The 22,468-nt window shown below is 62.8% G+C and carries 18 protein-coding genes; 11 read left to right on the plus strand and 7 right to left on the minus strand.

Features of this window, described 5'->3' with window-relative positions:
- Window positions 1–3 precede the first annotated feature (3 nt).
- Both AMK05_RS11940 and AMK05_RS11945 read right to left on the minus strand, forming a co-directional pair.
- On the minus strand, window positions 4–2,037 hold the full coding sequence (locus AMK05_RS11940; RefSeq protein ID WP_064838639.1) for an FUSC family protein: 2,034 nt from the start codon (window positions 2,035–2,037) through the stop codon (window positions 4–6).
- A 103-nt stretch (window positions 2,038–2,140) separates the two neighbouring features.
- Window positions 2,141–2,668 (minus strand): hypothetical protein, encoded by a 528-nt coding sequence (locus AMK05_RS11945; RefSeq protein WP_064838640.1) that lies wholly within the window; start codon window positions 2,666–2,668, stop codon window positions 2,141–2,143.
- A 187-nt stretch (window positions 2,669–2,855) separates the two neighbouring features.
- Here AMK05_RS11945 and AMK05_RS11950 point away from each other — a divergent pair, with 187 nt between their 5' ends.
- The 3 genes from AMK05_RS11950 (at window position 2,856) to AMK05_RS11960 (ending at window position 5,278) form a co-directional block, all read left to right on the plus strand.
- A complete protein-coding gene (locus AMK05_RS11950; RefSeq protein WP_064838641.1) occupies window positions 2,856–4,067 on the plus strand; it encodes an NADP-dependent isocitrate dehydrogenase in 1,212 nt (403 codons plus the stop codon).
- Window positions 4,068–4,136: 69 nt separating this feature from the next.
- Window positions 4,137–4,583, plus strand: a complete 447-nt coding sequence (locus AMK05_RS11955) for a GNAT family N-acetyltransferase (protein ID WP_064838642.1) — start codon at window positions 4,137–4,139, stop codon at window positions 4,581–4,583.
- Between the two features lie 68 nt (window positions 4,584–4,651).
- The gene (locus tag AMK05_RS11960; RefSeq protein ID WP_064838643.1) at window positions 4,652–5,278 is read left to right on the plus strand and encodes a glutathione S-transferase family protein; all 627 of its coding nucleotides are present in this window, start codon (window positions 4,652–4,654) and stop codon (window positions 5,276–5,278) included.
- Between the two features lie 46 nt (window positions 5,279–5,324).
- Here AMK05_RS11960 and AMK05_RS11965 read toward each other — a convergent pair whose 3' ends face one another.
- Window positions 5,325–6,176: an AraC family transcriptional regulator gene (locus tag AMK05_RS11965; protein WP_064838644.1), complete on the minus strand. Its 852-nt coding sequence runs from the start codon at window positions 6,174–6,176 to the stop codon at window positions 5,325–5,327.
- 126 nt (window positions 6,177–6,302) lie between these two features.
- On the opposite strand from AMK05_RS11965, the gene AMK05_RS11970 reads away from it, so the two are divergent.
- On the plus strand, window positions 6,303–6,935 hold the full coding sequence (locus tag AMK05_RS11970) for a LysE family translocator (protein ID WP_064838645.1): 633 nt from the start codon (window positions 6,303–6,305) through the stop codon (window positions 6,933–6,935).
- A gap of 91 nt (window positions 6,936–7,026) precedes the next feature.
- Here the strand turns inward: AMK05_RS11970 and alaS are convergent, their stop codons facing one another.
- The gene (gene alaS, locus AMK05_RS11975) at window positions 7,027–9,681 is read right to left on the minus strand and encodes an alanine--tRNA ligase (protein WP_064838646.1); all 2,655 of its coding nucleotides are present in this window, start codon (window positions 9,679–9,681) and stop codon (window positions 7,027–7,029) included.
- Between the two features lie 154 nt (window positions 9,682–9,835).
- Window positions 9,836–10,924: a recombinase RecA gene (gene recA, locus AMK05_RS11980; protein ID WP_003586201.1), complete on the minus strand. Its 1,089-nt coding sequence runs from the start codon at window positions 10,922–10,924 to the stop codon at window positions 9,836–9,838.
- A gap of 227 nt (window positions 10,925–11,151) precedes the next feature.
- Between recA and AMK05_RS11985 the strand changes: the two genes are divergently transcribed.
- Both AMK05_RS11985 and AMK05_RS11990 read left to right on the plus strand, forming a co-directional pair.
- Window positions 11,152–12,096, plus strand: a complete 945-nt coding sequence (locus AMK05_RS11985; RefSeq protein WP_064838647.1) for a carbohydrate kinase family protein — start codon at window positions 11,152–11,154, stop codon at window positions 12,094–12,096.
- An 85-nt stretch (window positions 12,097–12,181) separates the two neighbouring features.
- Window positions 12,182–13,108 (plus strand): pseudouridine-5'-phosphate glycosidase, encoded by a 927-nt coding sequence (locus AMK05_RS11990; protein WP_064838648.1) that lies wholly within the window; start codon window positions 12,182–12,184, stop codon window positions 13,106–13,108.
- 267 nt (window positions 13,109–13,375) lie between these two features.
- Here the strand turns inward: AMK05_RS11990 and cckA are convergent, their stop codons facing one another.
- Window positions 13,376–15,979, minus strand: a complete 2,604-nt coding sequence (gene cckA / locus AMK05_RS11995; protein WP_064838649.1) for a cell cycle histidine kinase CckA — start codon at window positions 15,977–15,979, stop codon at window positions 13,376–13,378.
- A gap of 307 nt (window positions 15,980–16,286) precedes the next feature.
- On the opposite strand from cckA, the gene AMK05_RS12000 reads away from it, so the two are divergent.
- Together AMK05_RS12000 and AMK05_RS12005 are read left to right on the plus strand one after the other, a co-directional pair.
- Window positions 16,287–17,369 carry a flagellar biosynthetic protein FliO gene (locus AMK05_RS12000; protein WP_082935648.1) on the plus strand — a complete coding sequence of 361 codons (1,083 nt, stop codon included), beginning with the start codon at window positions 16,287–16,289 and terminating at the stop codon, window positions 17,367–17,369.
- 411 nt (window positions 17,370–17,780) lie between these two features.
- Window positions 17,781–18,410 (plus strand): DUF1062 domain-containing protein, encoded by a 630-nt coding sequence (locus tag AMK05_RS12005; protein ID WP_064838651.1) that lies wholly within the window; start codon window positions 17,781–17,783, stop codon window positions 18,408–18,410.
- Between the two features lie 79 nt (window positions 18,411–18,489).
- Here the strand turns inward: AMK05_RS12005 and dksA are convergent, their stop codons facing one another.
- Window positions 18,490–18,909: an RNA polymerase-binding protein DksA gene (dksA, locus tag AMK05_RS12010; protein ID WP_003569003.1), complete on the minus strand. Its 420-nt coding sequence runs from the start codon at window positions 18,907–18,909 to the stop codon at window positions 18,490–18,492.
- A gap of 275 nt (window positions 18,910–19,184) precedes the next feature.
- On the opposite strand from dksA, the gene AMK05_RS12015 reads away from it, so the two are divergent.
- The 3 genes from AMK05_RS12015 (at window position 19,185) to AMK05_RS12025 (ending at window position 22,306) form a co-directional block, all read left to right on the plus strand.
- Window positions 19,185–19,679 (plus strand): SixA phosphatase family protein, encoded by a 495-nt coding sequence (locus AMK05_RS12015; protein WP_064838652.1) that lies wholly within the window; start codon window positions 19,185–19,187, stop codon window positions 19,677–19,679.
- Window positions 19,680–19,754: 75 nt separating this feature from the next.
- Window positions 19,755–21,230: a YcjX family protein gene (locus AMK05_RS12020; RefSeq protein ID WP_064838653.1), complete on the plus strand. Its 1,476-nt coding sequence runs from the start codon at window positions 19,755–19,757 to the stop codon at window positions 21,228–21,230.
- Entirely contained in the window at window positions 21,227–22,306 is a 1,080-nt protein-coding gene (locus tag AMK05_RS12025; RefSeq protein ID WP_064838654.1) for a YcjF family protein, read from the plus strand. The genes AMK05_RS12020 and AMK05_RS12025 overlap by 4 nt, the downstream gene beginning before the upstream one ends.
- Window positions 22,307–22,468: the final 162 nt, after the last annotated feature.

The raw sequence follows: 22,468 nt of genomic DNA on the forward strand, positions 1-22,468 counted from the left end.
GTCTTATCCTTGTTTCGAGCGCGCAATAGCCTCGCCCGCCGCAAACGGCAAGACGTCGGCCTGCGGATAGAGCCTTTCCAGCGCCGAACCGATCATTTCGAGGCCCAGCCTGGCGCCTTCGCGCGACAGCGGCAGGTGCCGTCCCGTCGTCCGAGACGCCTTGCGCTTGATCAGGAAGCAACTGGAGCCGCGCGGGGCGGCCTCGTCGATCAGCGCCAGATCCACCGCGATCAGCCTGTTCAGCGTGCCGGCGGCGGCCGGCGCTTCATAACTCTTCGCCAGGATACGCGCCCAATAGGTGCAGGACAGGAAGATCGCCAGCGTCTGGCGGATCTGGCCCGGCCGCGTCACCACCGACCAGGAAGAGCCGAGCGGCCGCGCCGCCACCGTCACGTCGCGGTAGCAGGCATCGATCTTCTGCGACAGCGCCATCAGCTCGAAACTGCTCTTACCCTCGCCGAGCGCGCCAAGCAGGTCGCGCAACGCCTGGAACCAGCGGGCAAGCGCGGAATCGAGCGCGCCGCGTGTGCGTGTGGGAAAGACGATGAAAGCGACCGCCGTTCCGGCCGCAGCCCCAATCATGGTCTCGCCGATGCGCAGCTTCAACAGATCGAGCGTCAGCACGCCCGTCATGCCATAGACCAGGCAGAGCACGATCGAGATGAAGAAGGTCATCGTCGCATAGGAAACCTGCAGGAAATAGAAGGCGAGGAAGATACAGACGGCGGCAACCGGAATGGCGATATCGGGCTTGCCTGAAATCAGCGTTGCCAGCACAAGGCCGATGGCAATCCCGAACACGGTGCCGAGCGAACGCGACAGCGCCCTCATCGCAGTGTCACCGCGCGAATTGGTGTTGGTGAAGACAAGGAAGGAAGCAAGCACCGCCCAGAACCAGCGTTCGCGCGACAAGAGCAGGCCGAAGCTCATGGCGATTGCCGACGCGATGGTGATCTGCAGCGCCGCGCGCAGCAGCGGATTGGCGAGCGAAACGTCGATCGACGGGGATGGTGCCGTATCACTGACCGCATCGATCTCGGAGAAGCCGGAGGCCTGCCCCTCGCCGATCGCCTGCGTCAGTTGCTGCCTGGCCTCGCCGAGCCAGAGGAGCGCCCGCACGGTTTCGCCCTGCGGCTGATCCTGGATGCCCTCGACCATCCCCTCGAATCTTGCGAGTTCGGCCGCATCCGCCTCGATGACGGCATGGACGAGCGCAAAAGGCGGCGGGCTCTGGAAGCTCAGCACGATCGCGCTCTCGGCCGCAAGATGGGCGTCGAAGAGCCGGATCGCCAGCTCGGCTGCAGGATCGGCGGCGCCGTCGAAAACGCCGGCCGGCGGGCGCGGGATGAAGGTCTCCGCCATCAGCACGACTTCCTTCAGCCGATCTTCCAACTGGCGCAGCTCCTGCCGGTCGGCTTCGCCGATCTCGCCGCCGCCGGCGATGGCGGCGAGCTTGAAAAGGATCTGGTTGATCCGCCCGCGCACGCTTTCGAGCGCGCGCAGCAGGTCGCGCCGCCAGTCGTCGGGCAAAAGCACCGTCCTGACGAGATGGCCGACGAGCACCGAGACGACCGGGCCAATCGTCACCTCAGGCAGTTCGGCAAGCGGCGGACGGAAATAGGCGCCCATAAAATAGGAGGTGAAGGCGAACATGCCGATGGCAAAACCGCGCGGCCCGAACACCCGTCCCGCCGATGCGAGCGCGATCACCGCCAGGAAGACGAGATCGGAGAGAAAACGGCGATCCTCGAGCCCCGCGGCAACGCCGACGACGGCAAGGCTTACCACACAACCGAAGAGCCGCGTCACCAGCTGGCGGGAATTGCCCTTGTCGCGCACCGCCACCCCGCCTTCGATCGACAGCACGATGCCGAGGCCGAAGGCCGCGGTCGGCAACGGCAGGATGAACATGTCGATGGCAAGAAGGACCAAAAAGGAGAAAACGATCGTCAGCGTCACCCGCAGCGCCATGCGCAGGCGCGAAAGCGCCGGATCATTGGCAAGCAGCCAGTCGCGAGCCTGAAAGCCGGAAAACAATGCAGAAACCCCTCATGCCGCGGAAGGATCGACAGATAATGCCATGCCGGGCGAAAGCAAACTGCCCGAGATCGAAATCTCGACGCTCGCGAATGTCGCGTCCCTATTGGCCCTTGGCAATCAGCGCCATCGTCGCCTTCAGGGAATCGCGGCCCTGCGTTTCCAGATTCTCGGTGACGATATCGTCGATCACGGCTTGGCCGGCCTCCTCGACCACCTCGAAACGAACGGTCGTGTAGTCCTTGGCGTCAGCTGTGTCCGCGCAGGCGGATTTCTTGAAGCGCACCGTGACCTCGGTCGTGCCGTCGACCGGCGGCGCCGCAGCCATCGTCATATCCTCCAGCGGGCATGCATCCTGGCCGTTGACGATGACGTCGTAATCGAACGGCGATATGCCGTCGTCGTCAGCGGCAGGAAATTGCGCGGCCGCCTTGTATCTGGCGACGAAATCCTGGCTGTAGAGATGGTCGAGCCGGCTCGCTTCGAAAACGTCGGTCCAGTCGCTGTTGTTGTCGGCCCAGTTGCTCTTGGTCGCGTCCATGATCTCCTTCACCGGCGCAGTGGCGTCGGCCGCATAAGCGGCGCCTGAAAAGACGATAAGGCTTGCGATAACAAGGGTGATTGTCTTCATGGTCGAATGTTCCGGGCGGGCAAATCAAGCGGGACAGTAGCCAGATTTCGGCGCTTGGCAATGGCGGCAAAAACGCATTGTGAAACCCGTTGCAGCTTTGCGTTCCCGGTTCACAGTGCTATAGCGCTCCTCATCAGGTCACCCACCCGGGACGCTTGTCCCCTTCAAGCTCGAACGAGGCAGATATATGAACAAGATCAAGGTCGCCAATCCCGTCGCCGATCTCGACGGCGATGAAATGACGCGCATCATCTGGCAGCTCATCAAGGATAAGCTGATCCATCCGTATCTCGACCTCGATATCGACTATTTCGACCTCTCCGTCGAAAACCGCGACGCCACCAACGACCAGGTGACCGTCGACGCCGCCAATGCCATCAAGAAGTACGGCGTCGGCATCAAGTGCGCGACGATCACGCCGGATGAGGCCCGCGTCAAGGAATTCAGCCTCAAGGAAATGTGGAAGAGCCCGAACGGCACGATCCGCAACATCCTCGGCGGCGTCATCTTCCGCGAGCCGATCATCTGCAAGAACGTGCCGCGCCTGGTTCCCGGCTGGACCCAGCCGATCGTCGTCGGCCGCCACGCCTTCGGCGACCAGTACCGCGCCACCGACTTCAAGTTCCCCGGCAAAGGCAAGCTGACGATCAAGTTCGTCGGCGAAGACGGCACCGTCATCGAGAAGGAAGTCTTCAACGCGCCGGGCGCCGGCGTCGCCATGGCGATGTACAACCTCGACGAATCGATCCGCGAATTCGCCCGCGCCTCGATGATGTACGGCCTGATGCGCAAGTGGCCGGTCTACCTGTCGACCAAGAACACCATCCTCAAGGCCTATGACGGCCGCTTCAAGGACATTTTCGAGGAAGTCTACGAGACCGAATTCAAGGATCAGTTCAAGGAATCCGGCATCACCTATGAACACCGCCTGATCGACGACATGGTCGCCTCGGCGCTCAAGTGGTCGGGTGGTTATGTCTGGGCCTGCAAGAACTATGACGGCGACGTCCAGTCCGACACCGTTGCCCAGGGCTTCGGCTCGCTCGGCCTGATGACCTCGGTGCTGCTGACGCCCGACGGCAAGACGGTCGAAGCCGAAGCCGCCCACGGCACAGTGACCCGCCACTACCGCCAGCACCAGAAGGGCCAGGAAACCTCGACGAATTCGATCGCCTCGATCTTCGCCTGGACCCGCGGCCTTGCCCATCGCGCCAAGCTCGACGACAACGCCGAGCTGGCCCGCTTCGCCTCGACGCTGGAAAAGGTCTGCGTCGATACCGTCGAATCCGGTTTCATGACCAAGGACCTGGCGCTCTTGATCGGCCCCGACCAGCCGTGGCTCTCGACCACCGCCTTCCTCGACAAGATCGACCAGAACCTGCAGAAGGCGATGGCGTAAGCCTCCTCTTTCGGGATAGCATTGAAACGGCGGGGATTTCCCCGCCGTTTTCATTTGGGAGAACAGCTGATGACGACGACCGTGCGCCCGCTCGAACCATCCGACCGCGCTGCTTGGCAACCCCTGTGGGAGGCGTATCAGCGCTTCTACGAAGTGGTCATCCCGCCCGAAACCACCGATCTCACCTGGGGCCGCTTCCACGAGCCCAGCGAACCGATGCATGCGCTCGGCGCCTTCGATGGAGACGGCCGCCTTGTCGGCATCGTCCATGCCATCTTTCACCGCTCCTGCTGGCTGCCGCAATGGACCTGCTACCTGCAGGATCTCTATGTCGAAAACAGCCAGCGCGGGCTCGGCACTGGCGCCGCGCTGATCGACGCCATCGCCGATTTTGCCCGTCAAAACGGCGCAGGCAGGCTTTATTGGATGACGCATGAAACGAATGCAACGGCGCGGCGGCTCTATGACCGGATCGCCGAGCGCTCAGGCTTCATCCAGTACCGCAAGGCACTCTGAAGATCGGGGGTTGCAGAAAGACCTCGCCGCGCTATTGATTCCTGGCGACGCAAGAGGAGGAGGATGTCATGACCGAAGAATTGGTATTCTACACGAACCCGATGTCACGCGGCCGCATCGCGCGCTGGATGTTGGAGGAAATCGGTCAGCCCTATCGCACCGAACTCCTGACCTTCGGCGACGGCATGAAGGCGCCGGAATATCTGCGGCTCAACCCGATGGGCAAGGTGCCGGCGATCCGCCATGGCGACACCGTGGTCACCGAATGCGCGGCGATCTGCGCCTACCTCGCCGAGACCTTCCCGGAAAAGGGGCTGGCCCCCGAACCGGAAGAGCGCGCCGCCTATTACCGCTGGATGTTCTTTGCCGCCGGCCCGTTGGAATCGGCGGTGACGATGAAGGCACTCGGCTTCGAAATTCCCGCGGAGCGCCTGCGCATGGCCGGTTGCGGCGGTTTCGGCGACGTCATGAACACGCTCGAACTAGCCGTCTCCGGCTCGACCTATGTTGCCGGCGAGCGCTTCACCGCCGCCGACGTCTATGTCGGCTCGCATATAGGCTGGGGCCTCGGCTTCGGCAGCATCGAAAAACGCCAAGCCTTCGTCGATTACTTCGGCCGCATCAGCGAACGTGAGGCCTACAAGCGCGCCAATGCGCTGGATGATGAGGCCGGCAAGACGATGCAGGCCGCCTGATCGTCACCGGCGCGGCCCTTACTTGGCCGCGCCGGGATCTCAGCCCTCAGGCAAGCGGCATGTGGATATCCGTCATCAGCTCGGTCGGCGGCACGTCGCGCGGGTTATTGAGATATTCCTCGAACATGACGCTGTCCTTCAGTTGCCGCCCGGATTTCGGCAGCCAATCCGCATAAAGCCACTGATAAGCCTTATACATGTCGGCATAGGGGCCTTTGTGGCGCAGCACGGCGTAGTCGCCGCCGTCGATCGTGCGCCGCTCGATCGGCGCTTCGGCCGGCCCCGTGGAAACGCCGGTGACGCAAGCGATCGAGCGCAGCTTTTCGGCCGGCACGATATCAGGATCGTCGAGATAAACGCCGATCATCCGCATGTCGGGCTTGGCGAGACCGCGCGCGTAAAGCGTGCCGAACAATGTTTCGAAGGCTTTGCCGATCTCCATATAGGAGCCGGTATGAGCGACACCGATCAGTTCCGTCGGTGCGATCTCACGTATGGTAACGTCGAACATGGCTTTGGTCTTTCCGTTAGCTGAGGGTTGGAAGGCTGTGTGGCTTCCCTCTTTCCGGTAGCGTGCCGGTGGCATGCCATAGACCGACTTGAAGATGCGGTTGAAGGATTGGAGATTGGGATAGCCTGATCGCTTCGCAATCTCACGGACGGCAAGCTCCGTGCGGACAATCTCGCCCGCCGCGCGATGCAGCCGGAGCCGCTTGACGGTGGCCGCCAGCGTCTCGCCGTAAATCGCCCGATAGATCCTGTGCCAGTGATAGCTCGACATACAGGCAATTTCGGCTAGGCGTCCCATATCCAACTCCTCGTCGAGGTGGTCGTGAATATAAGCCGAAACCCGTCTCAGGCGGGTTTCATAGAGTGCCCATGCCATATCGCCATTCATGTCAAACCTCGTGCAAATCGATCGGCTGCAGAGAACCATATCCCGATTTGACAAATCCTGCTGACTTGAACCTTCGGCGAATCTTGCGTAGACCGGAATTCCGGCTCGAACCAAGAGGACTGCTTGATGCCGGATTTTCCAACATTGATGCTCTTTGCCGCCGCGGCGCTGGTGCTTACAGCCACGCCCGGTCCCGACATGCTGCTGATCGCCTCTCGCAGCATCAGCCAGGGGCGTGCGGCCGGATTTTGCACCTATGGCGGCATTGCGCTTGGCACCTATTGCCACGCCCTCGCCGCGGCGTTCGGACTTTCGCAACTCGTCATGGCGGTGCCAGCCGCTTATGAAGCTGTGCGCTGGGCCGGCTGCTGCTATCTGCTTTACCTCGCTTACAAGACGATCCGTTCTGAGGGCGCCGCCTTCGCGCCGCCATCGACGCTCCAGCGACTGTCGGCCAAACGCATCTTCTTTGCCGGTTTCACCACCAATCTGCTCAATCCTAAAATGGCGCTCTTCGTCGTGGCTCTCTTTCCGCAATTCGTGAATGTGCAGAGCGGTCCCATCATGCTGCAGATGCTTATCTTTGCGACCCTGCTCAACGGCATCGGCCTCATCGTCAACGGTGCCGTCATCATCCTCGGAAGCACGATCCGCTCACGGCTCGCTTCGCTCCGCCGTTTCCCGAAGCTGCCACAGTATATGTTGGCGACGGTCTTCACCGGACTTGCCTGCCGTCTCGCCCTGCAGACGCGGAACTGACCGCCACGGCCAGCGCCCGAAACAAGACCGGCTGCGAAATCCCCGATCTCGCAGCCGCTCTCAACATGTCGAAATGTCCCTCAGACGGTATTCAGCCGGCGAGTGCTACGGCCACCGCCTCGATTGCCTCGTCTGCCTTCGATCCGTCCGGACCGCCGGCCTGGGCCATGTCGGGACGGCCGCCGCCGCCCTTGCCGCCGAGGGCGGCAGAGGCGATGCGGACGAGATCGACGGCGCTGTAGCGCTCGACGAGATCCGGCGTCACCGCGACGACGGCGCTTGCCTTGCCGTCGTCGGACACGCCGATCAGGGTGACGACGCCGGAGCCGATGCTGGTCTTGCCGTCATCGGCAAGTCCCTTCAGATCCTTGGGATCCACGCCCGATATCGATTTGCCGAGGAACTTGACGCCGGCGACTTCGCGCACGGCATCGACCGCGCCGCCCTGCCCGCCACCCATGGCGAGCTTACGCTTGGCGTCGGCCAGCTCCTTCTCCAGCTTGCGGCGCTCATCCATCAGCGCCTCGACGCGCGACAGAACCTCCGAAGGCTGAACCTTCAGCGAGGCAGCGAGCGTCTTCACGCGATCATCCTGCTCGGCGAGATATTCGCGCGCCGATTCACCGGTCACCGCTTCGATGCGGCGAACGCCGGCGCCGACGGCACTTTCGCCGAGAACACGGATCAGGCCGATCTGACCGGTGGCCGACACATGCGTGCCACCGCAGAGCTCGACCGAATAAGGCTTGTTGCTCTTTGCGCCATGAAGGCCGGTGCCCATCGAGACGACACGCACTTCATCGCCGTACTTCTCGCCGAAGAGTGCCATGGCGCCTTCTTCGATGGCGTCGTCGACGCTCATCAGCCGGGTCGTGACATGAGAATTCTGCAGCACGATCTCGTTGGCCATATCCTCGACGATCTTCAGCTCCTCGGCCGACATCGGCTTCGGATGCGACACGTCGAAACGCAGGCGCTCGGGCGCGACCAGCGAACCCTTCTGGGCAACGTGAGTGCCGAGCACCTCGCGCAGCGCCTCATGCAGCAGATGTGTTGCCGAGTGGTTGGCGCGCAGGCGCGAACGGCGAGCGTGATCGACGGTCAGAACGACCGCATCGCCGCTCTTGAATGCGCCTTCGACAACGACGCCGGAGTGCACGAAGAGACCTTCGCCCTTCTTCTGCGTGTCCGAGATCTCTATTCTGCCGTGGTCGGACGAGATGACGCCGGTATCGCCCATCTGACCGCCGGATTCGCCATAGAACGGCGTCTGGTTCACGACGATCTGCACCTTGTCGCCGGCCCTGGCTTCGTCAGCAGCAGCCCCGTCTTTGACGATCGCCTGCACCACGCCTTCGGCGGTTTCGGTGTCGTAACCCAGGAATTCGGTTGCGCCGTTCTTTTCCCTGAGCTCGAACCAGATGGTTTCGGTTGCCTTCTCGCCGGAACCGGCCCAATGCGAGCGGGCTTCGGCCTTCTGGCGCTGCATGGCATCGGTGAAGCCGGAGATGTCGACGCCGATCTCGCGGGCACGCAGCGCGTCCTGCGTCAGATCGAGCGGGAAGCCGTAGGTGTCGTAAAGCTTGAAGGCGGTCTCGCCGTCCAGCATATCGCCCTTGCCGAGATCCGTGGTCGCATCCGACAGCAGCGACAGGCCACGCTCCAGCGTCTTGCGGAAGCGGCCTTCCTCGAGTTTCAGCGTCTCCGAGATCAGCGCTTCGGCGCGTACGAGTTCCGGATAGGCCCGACCCATCTCCTGCACCAGCGTCGGCAGCAGCTTGTACATCAGCGGCTCCTTGGCGCCGAGAAGCTGGGCGTGCCGCATGGCGCGACGCATGATACGGCGCAGCACATAGCCGCGGCCTTCATTCGACGGCAGCACGCCATCGGCGATCAGGAAGGCCGAGGAGCGCAGATGGTCAGCGATGACCCGGTGGCTGGCGCTGCCCTCCGCCTTGGCGCCCATCGTCTCCTCGATAGTGCCGATCAGCGTGCGGAACAGGTCCGTGTCGAAGACGCTCTGGACGCCCTGCAGGATGCAGGCCATGCGCTCCAGACCCATGCCGGTATCGATCGACGGACGCGGCAGCGGGTTGCGCACGCCGGGTTCGATCTGCTCGAACTGCATGAAGACGAGGTTCCAGAATTCAAGGAACCGGTCGCCATCCTCTTCAGGCGAACCCGGAGGGCCGCCCCAGACGTTCTCGCCCTGGTCGATGAAGATTTCAGAGCAGGGGCCGCAGGGGCCGGTATCGCCCATCTGCCAGAAATTGTCGGAGGTCGGGATGCGGATGATCTTGTCGTCGGACAAGCCGGCGATCTTCTTCCACAGCGTCGCGGCTTCCTCGTCTTCGGAATAGACGGTGACCAGCAGGCGATGTTTCGGCAGATCGAAACCTTCGGTGACGAGCTTCCAGGCAAGCTCGATCGCATTCTCCTTGAAATAGTCGCCAAACGAAAAGTTGCCGAGCATTTCGAAGAAGGTCAGGTGGCGGGCGGTATAGCCGACATTGTCGAGGTCGTTGTGCTTGCCGCCGGCGCGCACGCATTTCTGCGAGGTCGTCGCCGTGGAATAAGGGCGTTTCTCCAGACCGGTGAAGACATTCTTGAACTGCACCATGCCGGCATTGGTAAACATCAGCGTCGGGTCGTTGCGCGGCACGAGCGGGCTCGACGAGACGATCTCATGACCGTTCTTCTTGAAATAGTCGAGGAATGTCGACCGGATATCGTTCACACCGCTCATGCTATGCCCTTCAATGCTGCCGGAGGCAGGTAAATCTAAATCCATCGGCTTTTAACGTTCGCCTCCGCCACTGTCCAGCAGGCAAACAAAACCGGCCGCATTCTCATCAGGAATGCGGCCGGTTGGATTTGTCCGATGCGCTCAAGCGCGAAAATCACATTTCCGCGGCAGCGTCACCGTCATCGGGGTCCGGTCCGCCGTTCTGCAGGAAGCGGTCGGCGATCAGGCCGGCATTCTGGCGCAGCGACAGTTCAATCTCGCGGGCAAGATCCGGATTGTCGCGCAGGAAGGTCTTGGCGTTCTCGCGGCCTTGGCCGAGACGCTGACTGTTATAGGAGAACCAGGCACCGGATTTCTCGACGATGCCGGCCTTGACGCCGAGATCGACCAGTTCGCCGGTCTTCGATACGCCCTCGCCATACATGATGTCGAATTCGACCTGCTTGAAGGGCGGCGCCATCTTGTTCTTGACGACCTTGACGCGGGTCTGGTTGCCGATCACCTCTTCGCGCTCCTTGACCGCGCCGATGCGGCGGATGTCGAGGCGCACGGAGGCGTAGAACTTCAGCGCATTGCCGCCGGTCGTCGTCTCGGGCGAACCGAACATGACGCCGATCTTCATGCGGATCTGGTTGATGAAGATCACCATGGTGTTCGACTTGGAGATCGAAGCGGTCAGCTTGCGCAACGCCTGGCTCATCAGGCGCGCCTGCAAGCCGGGAAGGCTGTCGCCCATCTCGCCTTCGATTTCGGCGCGCGGCGTCAGTGCGGCGACCGAGTCGACGACGAGAACGTCGACCGCGCCCGAGCGCACCAGCGTATCGGTGATTTCGAGCGCCTGCTCGCCGGTATCGGGCTGCGAGATCAGCAGGTTCTGCAGATCGACGCCAAGCTTGCGGGCATAGACGGGATCGAGCGCATGTTCGGCATCGACGAAGGCGCAAATGCCGCCCTTCTTCTGCGCTTCGGCAATGGTCTGCAGTGCAAGCGTCGTCTTACCCGAGCTTTCCGGCCCGTAAATTTCGATGATACGGCCCCTCGGCAGACCACCGACACCAAGTGCGATATCGAGGCCAAGCGAGCCGGTCGAGATCGTCTCGATCTCGACAACATTCTCGTTGGAGCCGAGTTTCATGATCGAGCCCTTGCCGAACGACCGCTCTATCTGTGAGAGTGCCGCTTCAAGCGCTTTGCTTTTGTCCACCGATTTGTCCTCTACCAGCCGCAATGAATTCTGAGACATCCGATCCACCTTTAGGTTATTGAAGCCGCCCAAGCAATGTCGAGTTTGTACCCCATTTGTTCTATTCCCGCAATAGGCGATCAAACGATTGAAAAAAAAGGTAAAACAGCCTGTGTTCTATATTTGTTTTATCAATGCAAAGCAACGGCTTAGGCCATATGCACCCGCTTTGCCGCGGCCGCTAGCACCGCCTCGATTCGCGCCTCGGGCATCGGAAGGCGGTTGAAATGAAGAAAAAGATTCTTGTTCTCGGCGGCGCCCATATCGATAGGCGCGGCCGGATATCCGGCGAAACGGCGCCGGGCGCCAGCAATCCCGGCACGTGGTTCGAGGAGCCGGGCGGCGGCGGTTTCAATGCGGCGCGCAATCTGGCAAGGCTCGGTTTTCAGGTGACGATGATTTCGCCTCGCGGCGGCGATCCCATCGGCGAGATGGTCGGCGAAGCCGCCGATTTCGCCGGCATCGACGACCGGCCTTTCGTGTTCCTCGACCGCAAGACCCCGAGCTATACGGCGATCATCGAGAAGGACGGCAATCTGGTGGTCGCCCTTGCCGACATGGATCTCTACCGATTCTTCGTGCCGCGGCGTCTCTCCATCCGCTGGGTGCGCGAAGCCTTCGCCGCCCATGATCTCATTCTTTTCGACGCCAACCTGCCGGAGGAGACGATCGCAGCGATCGTTGCCAAGGCGCATTCCCTGGCAAAACCGGTCGCGGCAATCGCCATCTCGCCTGCCAAGGTCGTCAGGCTGAAACCCTGCCTTGGGGATATCGACTATCTGTTCCTGAATGAGGCCGAGGCTTCCGCCCTTGCCGGGCAACAGCCGGAAGACGCTGCCGGCTGGCCGCCGCTTCTGTACGGGATCGGCATCCGAAACGCGGTCGTCACCCGCGGCCGCCGCGAGCTCGTCGCACTTTGCGACGGCCGCGCCGTGACGCTGCAGCCGCCGGTCGCCGTTACTGTCGCCGATGTCACCGGTGCCGGCGATTCGCTTGCGGCCGGCACGCTCGCCGCCTTGATATCAGGCCTGCCGCTCGAGGAGGCCGTTCGCCACGGCACAGCGGCCGCCACGCTGACCGTACAGTCGCGGCATGCCGTCGACGAAAATCTGACACCGGATCTCTTGAATGCGGCGCTTGCCCTTGTTCCCGAGGTCAGAATTCTGCATTGAAGCCGCTATATTAAATAGTCGAGCATGAGGTGCGAAAACCGCTGACACGTTTCGGCATCATGCTCATCGACGACAGGACCAGATCATGACCAAGCCCATTTCACCCCTTCTGCCGATCGCCTATTCGAAAGAGGTCGCCAGCGCCAAGCAGCGCGGCGCGCCGCTGGTGGCGCTGGAATCGACCATCATCACCCATGGCATGCCCTATCCCGGCAACATCGAGATGGCCCGCAGCGTCGAGACGATCATTCGCGAACAGGGTGCGGTGCCGGCAACGATCGCCGTCATTCACGGCACGCTGCATATTGGTCTTGAAGCCGGCGAGCTGGAGCAGCTCGCCAAGGCGACCGAGGTGATGAAGGTGTCGCGCGCCGATCTCGCCTTCGCGATCGCCGAGCGCCGCACCGGCGCCACCACGGTCGCCGCGACGATGATTGCGGCGGCGCGTGCCGGCATCCGCGTCTTTGCCACCGGCGGCATCGGCGGCGTGCACCGCGGCGCCGAGGAAAGCTTCGATATCTCAGCCGATCTCGAGGAACTGGCGCGCACCGGCGTCATCGTCGTCTGCGCCGGCGCCAAGGCGATCCTCGACATTCCGAAGACGCTCGAAGTGCTGGAAACCCGCGGCGTGCCGGTCGTCACTTACGAGAGCGAAGAATTTCCCGCCTTCTGGTCGCGCTCCTCGGGCATACCAAGCCCGCTGTCGCTGAACAGCCCGGCCGCCATTGCCAATTTCCAGACGGTGCGCGACCAGCTCGGCATCGACGGCGGCATGCTCATCGCCAACCCGGTGCCCGAGGCCGACGAGATCGCCCGCGAAGAGATGGAAATCTATATCGAGCGGGCGCTTGACAGCGCCGCGCGCGACGAGATCACCGGCAAGGCGGTGACGCCCTATCTGCTCTCGACCATCTTCGACCTGACGGATGGCCAGAGCCTGAAGACGAATATTGCGCTGGTCGAGAACAATGCGCGGCTGGCGGCGGAGATTGCGGTGGCGCTGGGGGAGTGAGGGATAATGGGGCAGCCGGCATCGCCTTGGCAGATAGGGCGTGCCGCGTGAGCCCCCCTCTGCCCTGCCGGGCATCTCCCCCACAGGTGGGGAGATGACAAGCGGCGAAACCTTCCGGCCACATCAACGTTTCGGCGAGCTGCGACGCTAATTGTTTGGGGAAGCCATTGCGTCTAGCCAATCTCCCCACCTGTGGGGGAGATGCCCGGCAGGGCAGAGGGGGGCTCACGCGGCACGCCATATCTACCAAGGCGATGCCGCCTGCCTTCACCCGTCCAACGTCTCCTTCACCACCACAGCCAGTTGCTTCAGCGAAAACGGCTTCGGCAAAAATCCGAATTTGGCTTCCGGCGGCAGGTTGCGGGCGAAGGCATCTTCGGCATAGCCTGAGACGAAGATGAATTTCATGTCGGGATAGGACTTGCGCAGCTCGCGCAGCAGTGTCGGGCCGTCCATTTCGGGCATGACCACGTCGGAAACGACGATGTCGACCTTGCCGTCGAGCTCTTCCATGATGCTGAGCGCCTCGACGCCCGAGCCCGCCTCGTGCACGGTGTAGCCACGCGTTTCCAGCATGCGCTTGCCGCCACGGCGCACCGCCTCTTCGTCTTCGACGAGAAGAATGACCGCCGATCCCGTCAGGTCCTCCGGCTGCTGCGCCGCTGGCGCCTCCGGCTGCATGCCGATTTCAGCGACGGCGGCGTCGATCGCGCCGGCTTCGGCGGCAACCGCCGGTTCCGGGATGTGGCGCGGCAGGAAGACCCGGAATGTGGTGCCCTTGCCGACTTCGGATTCCGGCTGGATGTAGCCGCCCGATTGCTTGACGATGCCGTAGACCATGGCGAGGCCGAGCCCGGTGCCCTTGCCGACATCCTTGGTGGTGAAGAACGGCTCGAAGATCTTGTCCATGATTTCGGGCGCGATGCCGGTGCCGTTATCGGCAACCTCGATCAGCACCATGTCCTCGGCCGGCATGTAGGAATAGTTGAAGGCGGAGACCTCTGAAGCTGTCAGGTTTCGGGTGCGCAGCGTCAGCGTGCCGCCCTCGGGCATGGCATCGCGCGCATTGACGCAGAGATTGATCAGCACCTGTTCGAATTGCGAAAGATCGGTTTTGACGGGCCAGAGGTCGCGGCCATATTGCACGTCGAGCTTGACGTTGGTGCCGGAAAGCAGCCGGTCGACCAGCATGCGCAGGTCGCCGACGACATCTGTCAGGTTCAGCACCGAGGGCCGCATCGTCTGCTTGCGCGAGAAGGCGAGCAGCTGGCGCACCAGCACCGCGGCGCGGTTGGCGTTGCGCTTGATCTCCATAAGGTCGGCAAAGCTCGCATCGGCCGGTCGCGCCTGCAGCAGCAGATGGTCCGAGGAAAGCAGGATCGCCGTCAGCACATTGTTGAAATCATGCGCGATGCCGCCGGCAAGCGTGCCGACAGCATTCATCTTCTGCGTCTGCGCCATCTGCGCTTCCAGTGCCTTCTGCTCGGTCACCTCGACGGCGTAAACAATTGCCGCCTCCTCGGGCGCCTCGTCGCTCTGATCGATGACGGCGTTGACATAGAAACGGAAATAGCGCGCCTCGTCGGTCGGCGTGCGGGTATCGAGCGGCGCGATGTCGCCTTGCCGGTCCTTGGCCGCCGCCAGCGCCTCGGCGAGCTGCGGCCGGTCGCTTTCCTGCACGATGGTTTCGAGATGCGGCGCCTTTTCGAGATCGTCGCGCGAGACGACGCCGGAGAACAGCTTGAGGAACGGCGCGTTCGTCCGCAGGATGCGCCCATCGCCGTCCACCGAGGCGATCGCCATCGGGGTGTTGTTAAAGAAGCGGGTGAAGCGCATGGCGGCGGCAGAAGCGGACTGACCGCCGGCATCGCTCTTTTCACGCCCCAGCACGATCGTCCGGCTTTCGCCGGGTGCGCCGTCGCGCATCGACGTGACGCTGTGGATGATCTGCACCGGCAGGCTCTGGCCGTTGGTCTTGCGCAGGTCGAGATCGAGCGTCACGGTCTTTTTCAGGCCGGGTTCTGCCTGCACCGACTGGATCAGCGCTAGCCCCTCGCCCGCCACCACGTCGCCGATCGTCATCGAGCCCGGCACGAATTTGGTGAGGTCGAGCCCCAGCCACTCGGCGAGCGTCGCATTGAGATAGAAGATCTCGCCCTTCCTGCCGGCGGAAAAGAATCCGGCCGGCGCATGGTCGAGATAGTCGATCGCGTTCTGCAACTCCTTGAAGAAGCGCTCCTGATCGTCGCGCTCGGTGGTGATATCGGTGATCTGCCAGATCTGCAGCGGCTTGCCGCCGTTCTCTTCCTGAGGCAGTAGCCGCGCTTTCAGCCGGTACCAATGGGCGCCGGAGCTGTTGCTGCCGGGGCCGACAGCGCGCAGCAGGCGGAATTCCTCCCGGCCCTCCTTGCCCTCACGCAGTCCGTTGACCAGCCTGTAGAGCGCCTCGTTCGATTCGCGGTGGCGCGACAGCAGGCTTTCCAGCGTCTGCACCTCCGTCGCCTTGCGCGCGCCGGTCAGCGCGCCATAAGCGGCATTGGCATAGATGATCCGGCCCTTTTCGTCGGTGATCAGCGTGCCGTCCGGGTGACTGTTGAGGAAGGCGCGCGCCAGGCTGTCGGACTGGCGCTGCGGCATCACCTCGATGAAGCCAATGACCGAGGATACCAGGAAGAAGATGCCGACCATGGCGAGCACGCCGAGACCGCCGAGCACGACCTCGTTATCAAGCGACCGTTTGAAGACGATGAAGCCGCCGGCGGCGGCGATCAGCACGAGAGCCAGCAGAAGAATGCGCAAGACCGTGCCAGAACGCCCCCCACGATCCACAAGCGGTGCGTTATAATCGTCGGCCTGACGCGGTTTCGTCATGTATTCCTCACATAAGCCCCATCAGCTTCGTAGCACGAACACGAAGCGGGAATCAGGCACTCTTTTCTTCTTAGCAATTTGCCGCGTCGGCAAAAACACCGGTCGCCGGCAAGACTGCTTGAATTCACAGGCAACAGCGCCATCTGCCCCTGAACCCTGATACGGCCGCCCGTGCGCAAGGTCGCCCCGCACCCAGGCAGCGGAACACGAAATCGCGTTCTCCCGTGACTGGACAGCACCGGCAGCCCTTGCCTAAGGAACGGAAAAGTCGTCAATATGTGCCAAATATGAAATGGAGTAAGTGATTATGTTGGATGATGTTGTCGGAGCGTATGGCAGCCGTTTTCTGCTTGCAGCCGGTGGCGTCGGCCTAGCGCTTCTTCTGCTCATCCTGGTGCTCTGGGTGATCCGCAGACGGGCGCCCTCGCCCTTCGTGCGCGGCGGCCGCAATCGCCAGCCCCGTCTGCAGGTTCTGGATGCCGCAGCTGTCGATACCCGCCGCCGGCTGGTGCTGGTGCGCCGCGACGATGTCGAGCATCTGATCATGATCGGCGGCCCGAGCGATATCGTCATCGAAAGCCGTATCCTGCCGGCAACGGCGCAACAGCCGGAAACCGCCGACCACCCGCAACCCGTCGAGCAGCGCGCAATATCCCCGGCGCGCCCGGAAACGCCATCGCTTTCTCCGCCCCGCGCCCCAGTTGCAGCGCCGGTTGCAGTCCCCGTCGCCGCTCCTGCCGCAGCCCGCAGCGAGCCGGCCGCCGAGCCTTCCTTCTCCGCGCCGGTTTCGGCGGAGCCGCGCCCGCGCCCCGAACCGCCGGCCCAGCCGGTCGTGGCGCCGCCGGTGGCGACGAGCCCTCTTCCGGTAACGCCCGTGACACCTCCGCTGTCGGCCGAACGCGACATTCCTGCGCCTCCCGCCCCGCCTCAGCCGCGCCCGCCGGAGCGTGTCGTTGCTTCCCCGGTCGCGCAGCCCGCATCGTTCCACGATACCGCAAGTGCGGCCGAGATTCTCGATGCCGCCCGCCAGCGCGTTATGCCGCAGCAGCGCATCGAACCCGAAATTTCCGCTCCATCTTTCCAGGGCATGCCGGCCGCCGCCCGCGCAGCGCCCGGCACAACCGAGGACGATGCGGCAGCACAGCCGGCAGCAGCGATCCGCGGTGATTTCCAGCGAGTGCTGGAAGAGGAGATGGCGAACAATCTGACAGCCGAACGCATCGTCCCGGTGCCGGCAAACCAGCCCTCCCGCCAAGCCATGCCCCAGCCGCAGCCAGGCAATCTGCCGCGCCGCGATCCCGACCTTGCCCCGATCACCGGCGCCGACACGGAACTGCAGAAGGAAGTCGCCCGCATCTTCGGTGAAATGAGCGTCAATCGCGACAAATGAAGGCGAGGACGCCCGCGTCACACCGGGTGCCGCACTTTCTCCTTCACCGTGAAGTTGCACAAAAGCCGCAATGCCGCGGCTTTTTCAGTTTGCGAGGCCTCAGGCCTCCCCTTCACGCCGATCATTTGGTATCGATCGGGTGAAGAGCGTTGGCGCATCCGAGGTTGCACTTTGCCTAAGTAAACACCGGTCTCACTCCAGTTTCACCCGTACTGCCGCCTGGCGACGCGCTGGCGGCATGCGAACATGTTCATCGGGTGGTGGCGAGAGACCGGTTTGGCATTGTTACAATGTTCCACGGCAGCGCCGCTGTCTCAGCTCTTCAGCCACCCGCAACATCGCCACACCGCGCCCGCAAGGGTTTTCTCATGCACCATCTCGGTGGACTTCCGAACGGAAGACCAAAACGATATGTGCAAGACGCTTCGAGTCCGATGGACCATAATTCCCAAGACGGCGCCCCAGCCCTGGATTGCATGCGGCGGATGCGGGGGCCTGAGAGCCTTCCAATCCAGCGGCAAAATCCGGCTCAACGCCAACGGCCGCAAGCTGGACGCCTGGCTCATCTATAAATGCCTGACCTGTGAAAGAACGTGGAACCGGCCGATCCTCGAGCGCCGCAATGTCCGCGACATCGATCCTGCCGTCCTTGAGGCGCTGCAGTCCAACGATCCCCGCTGGATCCGGACCGAAACCTTCAATCTCGACACTCTCCGGCACAAATCGCTGCGTGTGGACGAGTTTGCCGAAGTTGAAATCGCCAAGGAGATACAGCACGAAACGGCGAATTGGACAAAATTGGCAATCGAACTGACGGTCCCCGTTCCAACGAGCACCCGCCTCGACCGTCTGCTGGCGTCCGAGCTGAAACTTTCACGCTCGAAGCTGCAGGCTCTTCACGCTGAAGGCATGGTTCGGACAGAGCCTGAGAAAGCGGACATCCTGCGACGACGAATCAGGAACAGCACTGTTGTCACGATCGACCTCTCGATGGAGACCGAACGAGAGCGATCATGGAAACCGCTGGCGACAGGCAATTAGACGGTGGAGCAGTGATCAGCAGACAAGCGTCGTGATCCGATCACGGCGCTTGTCTGCTCTCATCTCTGCATGAAAACCATTATTCGTCGCGATAGACTTTTTCGCGGCGTTCGTGGCGCTCCTGCGCCTCGATCGACAGCGTTGCGATCGGGCGGGCGTCGAGACGCTTGAGGCCGATCGGTTCGCCGGTTTCCTCGCAATAGCCGTAAGTGCCGTCTTCGATGCGCTGCAGTGCCGCGTCGATCTTGGAAATCAGCTTTCTCTGCCGGTCGCGAGCGCGAAGCTCGATCGCCCGGTCGGTTTCCGACGACGCCCGGTCGGCGAGGTCGGGATGGTTTGCGCTTTCCTCGGCCAGATGGTCGAGGGTTTCACGCGCTTCTCTAAGGATGTCATTCCTCCATGCAACCAGCTTGGTCCTGAAGTAGGCACGCTGGTTTACGTTCATGAACTCTTCCTCTTCCGAGGGAACGTAATTGCTAAGATCGATCTTCTCACTCAACGCGATTCTCCTGAAGAACATCTCATCTGGGCGGGTGTATATCCCAAGCGCTAGCCGCGGTTCAAGCCAAATACGACAGGTAAACAGATTTTTAAATCTGTTACAATTTTAGGCTAACGACCTATTTTGTCATGGTTATTCCGGTCGCCATTTTTTTCTTCGCCTTCAAAACGCCCTGTTGTCAGCCACGTTTTGCGCCATTGCGGCATGGCTGGCGATTGACGGCGGCCGACTGCAACCGCTACTGAAAAGACCCGCCGATCCTGGATTTGCCCATGACCGTACCGCTGCCTCCGCCGAACCGCATCTACCTCCTGCGTCATGCCGAGGCTGCCTGGGCCGAACCCGGGCAGCGCGATTTCGACCGGCCGCTCAACGAAAAGGGCTTCGGCGATGCGGAGATCATCGCCGACAAGGCCGCCGACAAGGGCTACCGTCCCGATCTTCTGATCAGTTCGACGGCGCTGCGCTGCCGCGGCACCGCCGATGCGGTTCATCGGGCAATGGGTCTCACGCTCGACATGCGTTACGTCGATGCGCTCTACAACGCCACGGTCGATAACTATCTCGAAATCGTCGATTCGCAGGATGAGGCGGCCGTGATGCTGGTTGGCCACAATCCGACCATGGAGCAGACGCTGGAGGCGCTGATCGGCCATGAGGCGATGGCCAGCGCCCTTCCCGGCGGCTTCCCGACGGCGGGCCTTGCCGTCGTCGATTACGACGCTTCAGCCGCCAGCTGGCGTCTCACCGATTTCTTGGTCGTCTGAAAGCTTTCGCGCCGCGTCTTTTTCAGGCGGCGCGCCCTTCCTATATTGCCGGCAGTCACCAACCGGAATTGCGCCTTGCCGCCACGCCTGACATCCTTTGCCGACGACGCCCGCATCGCCCTCGACAATCTCGCCGACCGGGCGAGCGGCCTCGTCAATCCGACCGTGCGGCTCGGCGTCACCGGCCTCTCCCGCTCCGGCAAGACGGTCTTTATTTCCTCGCTGGTGCACAATCTTCTGCATGGCGGCCGCCTGCCGCTGTTCGAGCCGGTGCAGTCGGGCCGCGTCTCGGCGGTGCGGCTGGAGCCGCAGCCCGATGATGCCGTGCCGCGCTTCCAGTACGAGGACCATATCCGTGCGCTGGTGAAGGATCGAATCTGGCCGGATTCGACCCGCGCCATTTCCGAGCTGCGCATCACCCTGGATTATCAGAGCGCCAGCGGCTGGAACCGGCTGTTTTCGCCCGGCCGCCTGTCGATCGACATCGTCGATTATCCCGGCGAGTGGCTGCTCGACCTGCCGTTGCTCGGCAAGGATTACCGCACCTTCAGCGAGGAAACGATCGCACTTGCGCAAACCGGCATCCGCTCCGAGCTGTCGCGCGGCTGGCTGGCGCTGACGCAGGCCGCCGATATCAACGCCGGCGCCGACGAAATGGTCGCCCGCGATCTCGCCACCGCCTTTGCCGATTATCTCAAGGCCTGCAAGGCCGACGAACGTTCGCTCTCCACCCTGCCGCCCGGCCGCCTGCTGCTGCCCGGCGATCTCGACGGCTCGCCGGCGCTGACTTTCGCGCCGCTGGCCTTGCCGGCGGACGCACGTCCCGGACGCAACTCGCTGTGGACGATGATGCAACGGCGTTACGAAGCCTATAAATCGGTTGTCGTCAAACCCTTCTTCCGCGAGCATTTCGCCCGTATCGACCGGCAGATCGTGCTGGTCGATGCGCTGCAGGCGATGAACCGCGGTCCGGAAGCCGTCCAGGATCTGGAACGCGCGCTGACCGATGTGCTCGCCTGTTTCCGCCCCGGCACCAATTCGCTGCTGTCCTCTCTGCTCGGGCGCCGCATCGACCGCGTGCTGGTCGCCGCCACCAAAGCCGATCATCTCCATCATGAAAGCCACGACCGGCTGGATGCGCTCACCCGCCGCCTGGTGGATCGTGCCATCGACCGCATCGGCATGGCGGGTGCGGGCATCGACGTCATGGCGCTCGCCTCCGTGCGCGCCACCCGCGAGGCATCGGTCAAGCGCGACGGTCATGAACTGCCGGTCATCGTCGGCACGCCGATGGAGGGCGAAACCATCGCCGGCGAGCGTTTCGACGGCCAGAGAAAGACTGCAATCTTTCCCGGCGACCTGCCCGAGGATCCGGAAAGCCTGTTCGACCGTATCGCCTCGGGTGTAACAGGCCTGCGGCTGCCCGATGTCAATGTCGTCAGGTTCCGTCCGCCGCAGCTTGAGGAAACCGGCGGCGGCATCAAGCTGTCGGTGCCGCATATCCGCCTAGACCGCGCCATGCAGTTCCTGTTCGGAGACCGTCTCGCATGAGCAAGCCCCCGTCAGAGCCGCCACGCCGCCCGCCCGCCGTCTTCACCTACGAGGACGAAGCCACCGATCGCCATGACAATGGCCGCCGGGGAGAGCCGCGGCGCAAGCCGGAAAGCTTTTCCGAAAACATCGTCGTGACGGCGGATGAGGACGATCCTTTCCTCAATCCCGACAAAGATCTGAGCGCAGTGCCGGTGGCGACGCCGCTGAGACGCCGGACCTCCTTCGGCAAGATCGCCGCCGGCGCCTTCGGCATTCTGCTGTCGCTTGGCCTCGGCCTCTGGACCGATAGCCTGATCCGCGATCTCTTCACCCGCGCCGACTGGCTGGGTTACGCGGCGCTTGCCGTGCTCGCGGTCGGCATCCTCGCCGTGCTTGCGCTCATCATCCGCGAAACATTAGGGATGATGCGCCTTGCCGCCGTCCAGGCGATCAAGGCCGAAGCGGAAGCCGCCATGGTCGAAACCCGGCCGGCAAGGGCGCGCGCCGTCGTCGCCCGCCTCACCACGCTGCTTTCGGCCAATCCCGAGACATCGAAGGGCCGCGCCACGCTGAAGGCGACGGAAGGCGAGGTCATCGATCCCCCGCATCTGATAGCACTCGCCGAACGCGAATTGCTCGCGCCCCTCGACCGCAAGGCCCGCGCGCTCATCGTCAACGCCTCCAAGCGCGTCTCGATCGTCACCGCCGTCAGCCCGCGCGCCGTCGTCGACCTGCTCTATGTACTCTATGAGGCCGTGCGCCTGATCCGCGCCATGGCCGAGCTTTACGGCGGTCGCCCCGGCACGCTCGGCATGGTCCGCCTGTTGCGCGACGTGCTGGCGCATCTGGCCGTCACCGGCTCGATCGCCGTCGGCGACAGCCTCGTCCAGCAGGTGCTCGGCCATGGGCTGGCCTCCAAGCTCTCGGCCCGGCTCGGCGAAGGCGTCATCAACGGCCTGATGACCGCCCGCATTGGAATCGCGGCGATGGATCTCTGCCGCCCGCTCGCCTTCCATGCCCTGAAGCGGCCGGGAATCGGCGATTTCATCGGCGACCTCACGCCCTCCATGTCGCCGCGCGGCAACACTCCCTGAGAGACGGAGCAAATCCGCACAGTTTGCCATCCCTAACGGAATGTTGGCGAAATTACAGCAGATTCAAGGCTCTAATGGCGACAAGCTAAAATCTTGACCGCGCGAAACCCCTGTATTCCAGCGCATTTCGGCGCGATTGAAAGGAAGGATTAACCATTCCCA

The sequence above is a fragment of the Rhizobium sp. N324 genome (assembly GCF_001664485.1).
Lineage (GTDB): Bacteria > Pseudomonadota > Alphaproteobacteria > Rhizobiales > Rhizobiaceae > Rhizobium.